The sequence below is a fragment of the Acidobacteriota bacterium genome (assembly GCA_038040445.1).
GTDB classification, from domain to species: Bacteria; Acidobacteriota; Blastocatellia; order UBA7656; family UBA7656; genus Onstottus_A; species Onstottus_A frigus.
In genome coordinates this window covers 169,606-181,900 of the sequence record JBBPIG010000012.1, presented here as the reverse complement: position 1 = coordinate 181,900, position 12,295 = coordinate 169,606, and the positions used below count along the sequence as shown (strand labels likewise).

The following is a 12,295-nucleotide window of genomic DNA, read 5'->3' as shown; positions in this document are numbered from 1 at the left end:
CCTCCAGCGACGCACAACCAGGCTAAAGCCTGAACTCCATGCGCTTCAACCCTGAACCCTGAACCCTGAACCCTGAACTCGGAACTCTGAACTCGGAACTCTGAACTCGGAACTCTGAACTCTGAACCCTGAACCAGAAACCCTGAACCCTTCACCAAGGAGAACTGATGGAAACTCTATTGAAAGATCTCAGGTTCGGAATTCGAATGATGACGCGAAGCCCCGGTTTCACGCTGGTCGCGCTCATTACGATAGCGCTTGGCATCGGAGCGAACACCGCGATTTTCAGCGTGGTCAACACCGTGCTACTGCGCCCGCTCCCCTACGAAGACCCGGGCAGGTTAGTCGTGCTTTGGGAGAAGCAGGGTCGAATCGAGCACGCATCGCCTTCGCTTCCTGACTTTGTCGACTGGCGCGATCGGAATCAAAGCTTCGAACAGACGGCCATCGCCCGCCGCGACAACGTTAACCTCACCGGTACCGGTGAGCCTGAACGATTGATCGCGAGACAAATCACCGCGAATTTTTTCTCGACGCTTGGGGTTACCCCTCAGGCTGGCCGTTCTTTTTCCGAGGAAGAAGAGCAAACCAAAGCGCCGGTAGTCCTCATAAGCGATGGATTGTGGAAACGGCGATTCGGATCCGACCCGGCGCTGGTCGGCAAGCCCATCACGCTTTACGACTCGAGTTTCACCGTCGTCGGAATCCTGCCGCCGAGTTTTCAGTTTTACACGCCGGCCGATGTGTTCGTCCCGCTAAGCTTCATGCCTGATCGCTTGAAGCAAGCGCGAGAAGAGCACGGAGGCATGGTGGCGATCGCGCGGTTGAAGCCCGGTGTTAACGCACAGCAGGCTCAAGCGGATATGGACATCATAGCCGAAGCGCTCGAGCAGCAATATCCGAAGACCAACAACGGCCTTCGAGTGACGATCAACTCGATCTACAACGACATGGTAGGGGACATGCGCCCGTCTCTGCTGTTGCTTCTGGGGGCGGTTGGCTTCGTGTTGTTGATCGCCTGCGCGAACGTAGCGAATCTTCTGCTCGCGCGAGGCGCCGCGCGGCAAAAGGAAATCGCGATTCGCAGCGCGCTGGGCGCAAGCCGATTCCGAGTTGTCAGGCAACTGTTGACTGAAAGCGTTGCGCTTTCGGTGGCCGGAGGCGCGCTGGGGTTGTTGCTCGCAATGTGGGGCGCCGAGTTGCTGCTGGCAGCGATACCCAACAGCATTCCGTGGATCAAAGAGATCGCTCTCGACCATAACGTGCTCGGCTTCACGCTTGCGGCGTCGATCGTGACCGGGATCGTCTTCGGTCTCGCGCCGGCGTTGCAGTCTTCAGGGCCCGATCTGAATGAAACGCTCAAAGAAGGCGGGCGAGGCTCGACCGCCGGCCGCCATCGCATGAGGTCGGTCCTGGTAGTCGCGGAAGTAGCGCTCGCGTTGGTCCTGCTGATCGGCGCCGGCCTTATGCTAAAGACGTTTTCCCGGTTGCGCCAGATCGACGCCGGGTTCAATCCCCGGAACCTGCTCACGATGACGTTCTCGCTGTCGCCGACGAGGTACTCCGAAGGCACGAGGGCGCGAGCGTTCTACAAACAGCTCGAACAACGCATCGGATCTTTGCCTGGGGTTCAAGCGGCGGCCTTTACCAGCAGCGTGCCGCTCGGCGGAGCCAATGTGACCAGCGTGCTGCTCGAAGGCCAAAAGTTCTCCAGCTACGGCGACCAGAATTTGACGGTGAATTCGCAGGTCGGCGCCGGCTATTTTCGCGCGATGGGCATTCCGCTGCTCAGCGGAAGGACCTTCACGGAACAGGAGACCGACAAAACGCCGCTGGCAGCGATAATCGATGACAACATGGCGCGCGAGCTCTTTCCCGATAGAGATCCCATCGGCCAGCGCCTGTTTCTGAACGAGGGCAACATCCGATTCGAGGTAATCGGGATAGTGAAACACATCAAGCATCTGAGTTGGGAAGCCGACGCGCAATCGAATATCCGATTTCAGATGTACGCCAACTACAATCAGATTCCGGATCAATACTTCGCCCCGGCGACCCGGACCATGAGCCTTGTTGTGAGAACTGAGTCGGATCCGCTTGCTCTTGCGCCGGCGGTGCGCGGGCAGGTACTCGACGTCGACAAGGACCAGCCCGTTTACAACGTCAAACCGATGGAGGAGCTGATCACAGCTTCAATATCGCAACAACGATTCGCGATGATGCTGCTCGTAGCGTTTGCAGGTGTTGCCCTGATGTTGGCGGCTGTTGGCATCTATGGAGTGATGAGCTTTTCGGTGACGCAACGCTCGCACGAGATCGGCATACGCATGGCGCTGGGAGCTCGCGGGAGTGACGTTTTGAACCTTGTTGTCACGCAGGGGTTGAAGCTTGTAATAGCGGGCATAGCCCTCGGATTGGTGGGAGCGTTTGCATTGACGCGATTAATGACGAGTCTGCTGTTCGGCGTAAGCGCGACGGACCCGGCGATCTTTGTGGTGACTTCAGCAGCGTTGGCCGGAGTGGCTCTGGCAGCCAGTTTCATCCCGGCGCGCCGCGCGACGAAAGTAGATCCGATGGTGGCGCTCAGGTGTGAGTGACCGTGATTCGTAATGGTTGCGGATAGGAGATCGGCGATAGTGCGCATTCTTAGCAGGCTGCTGAAAGAGTCGATGACACACAAGTATCCAGGTGCAATCCCACCAACGCAGTTGGTGGACCACCAACTGCGTTGGTGGGATTATCGGCACTCCGCTGGAGGGACCCTCTTTGGCTTTTTCAGCAGCCTGCTAGCGCTCACAGGTTTACAACGAAAGAATGCTGTTCGTCCTTAGGTAAAACCGTTCGAAGCATGATGGAGAACTTTTGTGGAGTCTTCGCCTGGTCCAGCGGAACATCGAACAGGAGAGCGAGTGAGCCCTTTCGCTCGAACGTGAGAACAACACTGCCGGACTTATCCGCCGGATCCAGAATCTCAACCTCTTTATCGTTGTCCGCGCCCCAGCTTGGAAAGTCCTCAATCACTGCGCGAGGAGCTATTCTTTGTGTTCCCATGGCCAGGTAGACTTCCGACAATTTCGAATCAGCACTGAGCTTATAAGAAAGCGTCGCGCTTTTCTTGCCGGCGTCCAACTCGAGAAGCACTACGACCGGCTGGCCCTTCACCTTAACGGCTGCGAAGTGGGACATCGTGGACTTCGTGATCCTTGCGGTGAGACCGTCGGAAAGTTGAACGACCTCTCCCGACTTGAACTGCCTCGCATCGTCAGTGCCTCGACTCTGAGAGTAACCGGCGTGGATCGCCAATGCGGATATTGCGGCTAGAAGCAAAAGTCTTCTCATCAGTGCGAATCTCCCTTTGATCTTTTCAGGTTGTCCTATCGCGAAGTGGACTCTTTGTGAATACACTGATCCGCCTCTGGTCTGCAAGGTGTGAATCACAGGACGCGTGCGCGGGTAGCGTCGAGCTTGTGTGGGTCCGTCAAGCCGACGGGGTGTTTGGCGTCAGGGTGCTGCCCCCCGCTACGCGGGTGATGTGAAGAACGCTGCGCACCTGGACCGGCGAAGGAATCTCCGATTCAAACGGAAGGCGATCAAATCACGCTCGTGCAATGGCCGGTTTTGGGAAGCGCCATCCCGCAAGCGCACACGAATCACAGACCGCCTCCTGCCTTGACCCCGACAGACGTAACAACCTCAACACTTCGATCATCTCACGCAACGGCACGCGATTTGGCTACTACTCCTGGTTTAGAGTTCCGAGGTCCGGGTTCGTAGTCCCGCCTTCAGGCGGAAGTTTGTGGTAAGAACTCATCAACCCGGCTACGACCTTCCGCCTGAAGGCGGGACTACAAACTCCGAACCCGGAACCCTGAACCACGAACTAAGAACCGTTTGCCTGGAGGTGCCGATGGAAACTCTGCTTCAAGATCTTCGTTATGCGGTTCGTATGCTTCGTACCAAGCCTTCGTTCACGATCATAGTAGTCCTGGCTTTGGCTATCGGCATCGGCGCGAACACCGCGATTTTCAGTGTGGTCAACGCCATTTTGCTTCGCCCGCTGCCTTACAAGAACGCGGATCGAATCTCGATGATCTGGATGGACAATCCTAAGCTCGGGGTGGCGCAAGACTGGCACTCGTATCCGAACTACGTCGACTACACAGAGCAGAACCAGGTCTATGAAGACATGGCCGCCTTCAACGATCGAAGTTTCAACCTGACCGGGACCGGCGACCCGGTGAGAGTTGTCGGCGTATGGACCACCGCAAGCCTGTTCTCGGTCCTCGGTGTCGAGCCTGCCCTGGGGAACATCTTCACTCAAGCGGAGGAAGAGCCTGGCAAAGACCTGGTCGTAGTCTTGAGCAACGGACTCTGGAAAAGACGCTTTGGCGGCGACCCCGGCATCGTCGGCCAGTCTATCAGCCTCAACGGCGTCAACCGAACGGTCCTCGGAGTCATGCCGGCAAGCTTCACCTTTCCTGAGAAGCAGACCGAGCTGTGGATACCGCTTGCGCTCAACCCTCAAAGGAGGCAGGCGCGGAACTCAATTTCATACAAGGCCGTCGGCCGGCTCAAACCTGGCGTCACGATCGAACAGGCGCGCGCTGATATGGGCGGCATCGCGAAACGGCTTGACGACCAGTACTCTCAATCGGGCTACGGAATAAACCTGGTGCCGCTGCACGATCAGGAGACTGGCACGGTCAGACCGGCGCTGCTGATACTGCTCGGCGCGGTTGCTTTCGTTTTGCTGATCGCGTGTGCCAATGTCGCGAACCTGCTTCTGGCGCGCGCGGCGTTGAGAGAAAAGGAAGTGGCGATCAGGGTAGCGCTTGGGGCGGGCCGCTGGCGAATCATCCGGCAGGTGCTGACCGAGAGCGCCTTGCTCGCCCTGGCCGGCGGCGCGGCCGGGCTGCTGCTTGCCGTGTGGGGGCTGGACGTACTGGTGGCGCTTAGCCCGTCGGACATTCCACGTCTCGATCAGACCGGCATCGACGGCAGGGTGCTGGCATTCACGCTTGGGGTCTCGCTGCTCACGGGATTGATCTTCGGCCTCGTGCCCGCGTTGCAATCTTCGAAGTCCGACCCGAACGAATCGCTCAAGGAAGGCGGCCGAGGATCGACAGGCGGAGTCCGCGGAAGACGCGTTCGCAATTCACTCGTCGTTTCAGAGATCGCGCTTTCTCTGGTTCTGCTCATCGGCGCGGGCCTGTTGATCAAGAGCTTCATGCGTCTTCAACAGTTCGAGCTCGGCTTCAATCCGGACAGCCTGCTGACGATGCGGATTCAGTTGCCGGGCTCGAAGTATCGCGACGGCAAGCAGATTGTGGGCTTTTATCAGCAGCTTCTCCAGCGAATGGAGGCAGTGCCCGGCGTGCAATCGGCCGGCGCGATTTCGAGCGTGTTTATCACCGACACCCCAAACTCCACGAACTTCTCGATCGAAGGGCGGCCGGTGCCAACCGGAGCGGAAGCGATCGAGGTGCCCCTGGACTCGATATCGCCCAGTTACTTCAGAGCGATGGGCATACCGCTGCTCCGCGGGCGAGAGTTCGATGACCGCGATGTAGATGGCGCGACACCGGTCGTCATAATCAACCAGACCTTCGCCAACCGGTTCTTTGACGGCGAAGACCCGATAGGCAAGCGATTCGTTTATGGCGGCCCGGCGCCTCAGAATCCCTGGATCACAATTGTAGGGGTGGTCGCCGACATGCGCCGCACCGGATTCGACAAAGCCCCGCGTCCGGAAACTTTCCTGCCTGAAGCTCAGAACCCCGACAACGCGTTGACGATTGTCGCGCGCACGGCGACCGATCCCGCGAGTTTCGCCGGGGCGCTGCGCAACGAAGTGTGGGCGATAGACAAGGATCAATCGGTCTACGACATCAAGACCATGCACCAAACGTTGTCGGAGAAGATGTCGCAGCGCCGCTTCAACATGCTGCTGTTGGGTGTGTTCGCCGCGGTGGCTTTGACGCTGGCGGCGGTCGGCATCTACGGCGTGATCTCGTACTCGGTCACCCAGCGCTCGCACGAAATCGGGATTCGCATAGCGCTCGGAGCGCAGTCGGGCGATGTGCTCAAGCTCATCGTTGGTCAAGGCATAACGATGGCGTTGATCGGAGTGTCGATCGGTTTAGGAGCAGCGTTTGTCCTGACGCGATTGATGTCGACCTTGTTGTTTGGCGTGAGCGCAACCGATCCGATCACGTTCGGAGCGATTGCACTTGTTCTGACAGGAGTGGCTCTGGTAGCCAGCCTGGTGCCGGCCCACCGCGCGACGAAAGTCGATCCGATGGCCGCGCTGAGGTACGAATAAGTTTCGCGGTTCCGGGTTCGGGGTTCCGGGTTTCTCGTTTCTGGTTTCTAGTGTCTGGTTTATCGCTTCTGGTGTCTGCTTTCTGAGTCTGCTACGGACTCTAACCAGAAACCAGAAACCAGAAACTAGAAACCCTGAACCCTGAACCGAAAGGTTTAAGATGGAAAGCCTCTTTCAAGATCTACGCTTCGGGTTGCGAATGCTGTTTCGCAGCCCGTCCTTTACGCTTGTCGCCGTTGGGGTGCTGGCGCTGGGAATCGCGGCGAGCACCGCGATCTTCAGCGTCGTCAACGCGGTTCTTCTGCGGCCGCTTCCGTACGCTGAACCCGATCGACTTCTGCTCGTCCAGGAGTCGCTGCCTAAGTTGAATCTCGCAACAGGCGCGGTCTCGGCAGCCGAGTTCTGGGACTACAAAGATGGCAACGGCGTCTTCTCGAACATCGCAGCGTTCACCACCGAGAATCTGAATCTGACGGGGCAGGGCGAAGCGGCGCGTATTCAGGTCGCTCGCGTATCGGCGAGCCTCTTCCCGTTGCTCGGCGTGCCGCCGAAAATCGGGCGCGCGTTCACCGAAGATGAGGACAGGCAGGGCGCGGCCGCAGTCATTTTGATCAGCGAGCGGCTGTGGGGAACCCGCTTCGGCTCGGATGCCGAAATCTCAGGGCGAACGGTAAGGCTCGACGAGAAGCCTTACACAATCATTGGCGTTATGCCGGCGCGTTTTCAGTTTCCCTCGACAGACAACACGTTTTCGGATTCAGTCGATCTGTGGGTGCCGATGGCGATGACCGCCGAAGAGAAGCACCGTCGCGACAGCTTCGACTACGGTGTCATCGGCCGCATGAAGCCCGGCGTGTCGTTCGAACATGCGCAGTCAGACATTCAAGCCGTCTCCGAGCGGATGCAAAACGAACATCCGGACATCTACAAGGGCAACATCGAGATTGCCGCGAGTGTGATCGGACTCGAACAACAGATGGTGAAACCGGTGCGAACGGTTTTGCTGGTGCTGTTCGGCGCCGTTGGGCTCGTGCTTCTCGTTGGTTGTGCGAACGTCGCAAACTTGCTGCTTGCGCGATCTCAGGGGCGCGTGAAAGAGATGGCGATTCGCACCGCTGTCGGCGCGAGCACCGGACGGCTTCTGCGGCAACTGCTGACCGAGAGCTTGCTGCTGGCGCTGCTTGGCGGAGGGTTAGGGTTGCTGCTCGCTTCGTGGGCAGTAGAGCTCATGGTGAAATTTGGCCCGAGCAACCTGCCTCGGCTACTGGAGGTCAGCCTCGACGGGCGCGTGCTCGGGTTTACCTTTGCCGTTTCAGTGCTGACCGGCGTGATATTCGGATTGGCTCCCGCGATTCAATCATCTCGGGTGAACTTGAATGAGTCGCTCAAGGAGTCAGGTGGCCGCGCAAGCGGGGGCCGCGCGAGCAAGCGTTTGCGTGGCACGCTTGTAGTTTTTGAGACCGCCTCGGCGTTGGTGCTGCTGATTGGCGCCGGCTTGTTGATCGGTAGCTTCATCCGCTTGTTGCACGCGCCGCCCGGGTTTAACCCGGAAGGCGTAGTGGTCGCGCGCACCTCGATGCCGGCGAATCGCTATCCGAAGATCGAGTTGGGCAAGGCGATGTACAAGCGCGCGCTCGAGGGCATCGCGGCGCTGCCTGGCGTCGAAGCCGTCAGCGTCGCTTCCAATCTGCCGCTTTCCGACGACTGGACCATCGGCTTCCGCATAGAAGGCGAGGATCAGAATACGTTTCACACCGCAAGCAATGCCTGGGTGAGCAACGACTACTTCCGCGCGATGGGAATTCAGATGCTCGAGGGCCGCGGCTTCACCGACGACGATCGCGAAGGCGCAGTGCTCGTGGTGGTCATCAACCAGACGTTCGCGCACAAGTTCTGGCCTGGTGAGGATCCAATCGGCAAGCGCATACGCTGGGGCGGTTTTGAAGCTCGAGGGGGAGTGACGTGGCTCAACGTCACCGGCGTCGTTGCCGATGTGAGAGTTTCTTCGCTTGAGACGGAACCTCGGCCGGCTTCATACATGCCGATCTTTCAAGTTCCGCGCACGCGGCGGAACGTGGTCTTCATCGCGCGAACCTCGGGTGATCCGGCCGCGTTTGTTCCGGCAATCCGAGAGAGAATCAGAGCCGTCGATGAAGAGCTGCCGGTCTATGACGTCCGAACGATGAGCAACGTGATAGCCGAATCGGTCGAGCAACGAAGATTCGCGATGCTGTTGATCTCGATCTTTGCGGCGGCGGGTCTGTTGCTCGCGTCGGTCGGGTTGTATGCGGTTATGTCGACCCTCGTTGAGCAGCGCACTCGCGAGATTGGCATTCGCGTAGCGCTCGGCGCACGGGGCATTGATGTGCTGAAGCTGGTTGTGCGCCAGGGAGCGTTGCTCACGCTGATGGGTGTTGCGCTGGGGTTGGTGTGCTCCTTTGCGCTGACCCGGACTATCCAGAGTCTGCTGTTCGGCGTCAGCGCGACTGAGCCGATTGTTTTCATCACAGTTCCGCTGCTGCTGATGATAGTGGCTCTGGGAGCCTGTTTGGTCCCGGCGCGCCGGGCTACGAAGGTAGATCCGATGACGGCGCTTAGATACGAATAGGTTCTGGGTTCAGAGTTCCGGGTTCAGGGTTCCGAGTTCAGGGTTCATAGTCCCGCCTTGGCGCTCGCAGGAGTGGAGGTGGGTTTGTTGGCGGCGTTCGGGCTCACGCGGTTGATGTCCGGTCTGCTGTTTGGAGTCGGTCCCACTGATGTCGCGACGTATCTCGTTTTCGCGTCGCTGCTGAGTGGAGTGGCTTTAGTGGCCTGTTTGGTCCCTGCGCGCCGGGCGATCAAGGTCGATCCGATGGTGGCGCTGCGGTATGAATGAAGATGGTTTCTGGTTTGAAAATGGTTTCTAGTTTCTGGTTTCTAGTTTGTAGTTTCTGGTTCAATCAGATAAGCGTCGAACGGAGAACCGGAAAAGCCGAAACTAGTGAACTGTAACATCGAAATCGGTAGTGTCTCGGAAGTCGGCAGAGTCTTGTTGAGGTTGCTATGATTCGTTGTCCTCTCATTAACACCCCTCTTCAAGAGGGGTGATTTGTGGAGCGCGGATCTCCGAACTGTTTCAACAGTTTCGCCACGTCCACTAGGCGGCAAAACCGTTGAAACGGTTGCGACCGACCGCTGATTCACCAACACCCAACTGAAAGTTGGGTGTTAATGAGAAGCTGCTATCGAATTCCCTGTTACAGGACACTAGAAACCAGAAACTTACTGCCGCTTGTAACCATTGGCTGGACCAGAGTGTCTAAGCAGATGGAACCTTCGAAAGGAATAAGACGATGCTAATAAAGAGAGAGGTAACATGGGTAAACTAAACCGAATTCACGCTTTCGCTTTGGCTGGTGTTATGGCCATCGCCGTAGCCATCCCGGTTGCGATAGCGCAATCGAAAGAAGCGGGAGCGCAAAGAGAGCGTCATGCTGAAGGGCGCGGGCAAGAGCGCAGACAGGGGATGCGAGGCGGCGGCCGCATGGGGGGCGCTTTCTTTCGCAATCTCGATTTGACCAACGCGCAGAAGGCTCAGATGAAGCAGATCCGGCAAAGTCACAGTCAGAACCTCCGTCCTTTGATGGAGCAGATTCGCGCAAAGCGGCAGGAGATTCGTCAGGCAAGCCAGGGCGGGACATTCAATGAGGCTCTGGTGGCTCAAAAGCTCAGCGAAATAGCGCCGCTTGAAGCCAAGCTGATGGGCGAGCAGTCTCGCCTCCACGAGGAAACGCTTTCTGTTCTGACCGCGGAACAGAAGGCCAAGCTCGAGCAGACGCGAGAGCAGCGCAAATCAAAATGGACCGAACGGCGCGCTAACAAACAAAGCGCCAAGTGAGCGCAGAGAGCATTGACGGCAGGCCCGGCTGTTCGAGGGCCTGCCATTTTTGAATCTTGATCAGGAGCGGCTCTGGCAAGCGACATCGAACAGGCTTCGGACCTGGAACTGGTGAGGCTGGCGCGCGAAGGCGACGAGAGCGCGTTTGAGGAGATCGTGCGCCGGCATAGTCCGCGAGTCTTTTCCATCGCAAGCAAATTCTTTCGCCAGCGCGCACAGGTCGAAGACGCCGCTCAGGAAGCCTTGCTGAAAGCTTACACGCAGCTTTCAAGCTACGAGGGACGGGGCTCTTTCGAGGGATGGCTTACGCGTATTACGACGAACCAGTGCATCAACATGCTCAGAAGCGCGCAGCGCAGACCTGAGTCCATGGTTTCTGAGCTGACCGATCACGAAGGCGCCTGGCTGGAGAACCAAATGGCCGGGCTTTCCGTCGAGCGGCACAAGTCCAGCGAGCGCGGCCTGGTCGCCTCGGATCTCGCGGAGAAAGTCCTGAGCGAGTTGCCGCCCGGCGACCGGCTGGTTCTGATGTCGATTGACGGCGAGAAACTCTCGGTCAATGAAGTAGCCGAAATGACTGGCTTGTCGAAATCGAATGTAAAGGTGAAGGCATTTCGCGCGCGCCGCAAGATGCGCAAGGCGGTTGAAAAACTGCTCGACCGCAGCCTGACAAAAGCCTAAGACGCGCGGAAAGGCGGATAGCACCATGCGAGACACGCACATAATAAAGATGCTCGAAGAGAAGCCCTTTAGCAGCCTCAGCGGCGGCGATATCGCAAGTGCTGAATCGCACATCGCAAGCTGCGATGCCTGCAAGTCGGCGTATCTTGCGGCGCGGATCGCGGCTTCTCTCATACAAGCTCGAACCTCTGAAGCAATCGACGTTGGACCTTTTTTCAAGACTCGAGTAATGGCGGCGCTGAGAGAAAGACGGCTCTCGTCTGAGGAGCCCGCGATCCTGAGAATGTGGAAAGCCGCCGGCGCGCTGGTGTCAACGATGGCTCTGTTGCTGGTGATCCTTACCGGCATGACGATCTTTAGTCCGAGCCCTGAGTGGCAAGCGCCGACGGCGGCGGTGGCGGCCAGCCAGAATCTGTATTCGCCTGAATATGTGGTGTTGGAGAGCGGCGATATCGGCGATGACGAGATGGCGAACGATCAAGTGGTCGCGACAATGTACGACCTGGAGGACGGTGATGGACAGTAACGCTAAGAGTAAATGGCAGGTTCGACTCGCGGTTCTCTTGCTCTTCGTTGTCGGCTTTATCGCGGGCGGGCTGGCGATGAACATCTATCGCTCGCGACAGTGGTCTCCGCGAGCCGGGGGCCGAGGCGGATTCGAACAGATGCTCGACAAGTTGAATCTAACATCGGATCAGAGAACCGAGATCAGCGGCATATTTGAAGACGCGCGAAAGCAATTGACCGAGTTGCGCAAAGAGTCGGAGCCCAGGTTCCGAGACGTGCGCAAGAATACCGATGAGCGATTGCAGTCGGTGCTCACACCGGAGCAGTGGGAGCAGTTCCAGCAGATGACCGATAGAAGAAGAAACAGGACTGGTGGCAGACCGAGAAGAGAAGGGGGCCGGCCCTAGACAGCATCCTTTCATCGTTAGTTCGGCGGCTACGGGTAGTGTCCCAACTTCAATTTCTCTGCGCCATCTCTGCGTGCTCGGCGACTCTGCGGTGCGTGATTTCGGCGATAGGTTAACCGCGGAGACGCAGAGGACGCAAGGGTCACGCAGAGAAGACATTCGAGCCTGAACTCCATGCCCTCTTGCCTGGATTTCTGAATCTGAGATTCGCCTTTCCCAAAGGCGCACACGCCAGCTCAAAACTACTCTTCGAACTAAACTAAATCCAGAACTTAGGCCGAAGTGCTTGTGGCACGGAAGTTGGTCTAACGCTGTGACGGATGTTCGTCCGGACTCGAATAGAGGTCGCACCATCGTGAACAACAGATACCTTAGAAGAAGCATGATCCTCGCGCTCATAGCGGTAGCGTTGAGTTGGATGTTCTCGGCCGCCGCCGGAATCTATCGCTGATAGTTCGCTTCGTGTTGAGCCCAAGCGCCGGATCGAAGTGAAGTTGTGGG

9 protein-coding genes are annotated in these 12,295 nt (G+C 58.0%); 8 read left to right on the top strand and 1 reads right to left on the bottom strand.

The features are described from left to right. Positions 1-167 precede the first annotated feature (167 nt). On the top strand, positions 168-2,597 hold the full coding sequence (locus AABO57_14940) for an ABC transporter permease (protein MEK6287033.1): 2,430 nt from the start codon (positions 168-170) through the stop codon (positions 2,595-2,597). Between the two features lie 196 nt (positions 2,598-2,793). Here the strand turns inward: AABO57_14940 and AABO57_14935 are convergent, their stop codons facing one another. Continuing rightward, entirely contained in the window at positions 2,794-3,339 is a 546-nt protein-coding gene (locus AABO57_14935) for a hypothetical protein (protein MEK6287032.1), read from the bottom strand. 568 nt (positions 3,340-3,907) lie between these two features. Here AABO57_14935 and AABO57_14930 point away from each other — a divergent pair. From AABO57_14930 to AABO57_14900, 7 genes are all read left to right on the top strand, one after another. Further along, complete coding sequence (locus AABO57_14930) at positions 3,908-6,322, top strand: ABC transporter permease (protein MEK6287031.1); 2,415 nt, start codon at positions 3,908-3,910, stop codon at positions 6,320-6,322. Between the two features lie 160 nt (positions 6,323-6,482). Beyond that, the gene (locus tag AABO57_14925) at positions 6,483-8,930 is read left to right on the top strand and encodes an ABC transporter permease (GenBank protein MEK6287030.1); all 2,448 of its coding nucleotides are present in this window, start codon (positions 6,483-6,485) and stop codon (positions 8,928-8,930) included. Positions 8,931-9,014: 84 nt separating this feature from the next. Further along, complete coding sequence (locus AABO57_14920; GenBank protein ID MEK6287029.1) at positions 9,015-9,197, top strand: hypothetical protein; 183 nt, start codon at positions 9,015-9,017, stop codon at positions 9,195-9,197. A 480-nt stretch (positions 9,198-9,677) separates the two neighbouring features. After that, complete coding sequence (locus AABO57_14915; protein MEK6287028.1) at positions 9,678-10,199, top strand: Spy/CpxP family protein refolding chaperone; 522 nt, start codon at positions 9,678-9,680, stop codon at positions 10,197-10,199. A 111-nt stretch (positions 10,200-10,310) separates the two neighbouring features. Further along, positions 10,311-10,880, top strand: coding sequence for a sigma-70 family RNA polymerase sigma factor (locus AABO57_14910; protein ID MEK6287027.1), 570 nt, complete (start codon positions 10,311-10,313; stop codon positions 10,878-10,880). 25 nt (positions 10,881-10,905) lie between these two features. Continuing rightward, entirely contained in the window at positions 10,906-11,406 is a 501-nt protein-coding gene (locus AABO57_14905; protein ID MEK6287026.1) for a hypothetical protein, read from the top strand. Beyond that, a complete protein-coding gene (locus AABO57_14900; GenBank protein MEK6287025.1) occupies positions 11,396-11,794 on the top strand; it encodes a periplasmic heavy metal sensor in 399 nt (132 codons plus the stop codon). The genes AABO57_14905 and AABO57_14900 overlap by 11 nt, the downstream gene beginning before the upstream one ends. Positions 11,795-12,295: the final 501 nt, after the last annotated feature.

Bases quoted from the DNA above. Each gene is read 5' to 3' on its own strand.
- AABO57_14915 (MEK6287028.1), top strand. From the start codon at position 9,678: ATGGGTAAACTAAACCGAATTCACGCTTTCGCTTTGGCTGGTGTTATG.
- AABO57_14900 (MEK6287025.1), top strand. From the start codon at position 11,396: ATGGACAGTAACGCTAAGAGTAAATGGCAGGTTCGACTCGCGGTTCTC.
- AABO57_14905 (MEK6287026.1), top strand. From the start codon at position 10,906: ATGCGAGACACGCACATAATAAAGATGCTCGAAGAGAAGCCCTTTAGC.
- AABO57_14940 (MEK6287033.1), top strand. From the start codon at position 168: ATGGAAACTCTATTGAAAGATCTCAGGTTCGGAATTCGAATGATGACG.
- AABO57_14935 (MEK6287032.1), bottom strand. From the start codon at position 3,339: ATGAGAAGACTTTTGCTTCTAGCCGCAATATCCGCATTGGCGATCCAC.
- AABO57_14925 (MEK6287030.1), top strand. From the start codon at position 6,483: ATGGAAAGCCTCTTTCAAGATCTACGCTTCGGGTTGCGAATGCTGTTT.
- AABO57_14930 (MEK6287031.1), top strand. From the start codon at position 3,908: ATGGAAACTCTGCTTCAAGATCTTCGTTATGCGGTTCGTATGCTTCGT.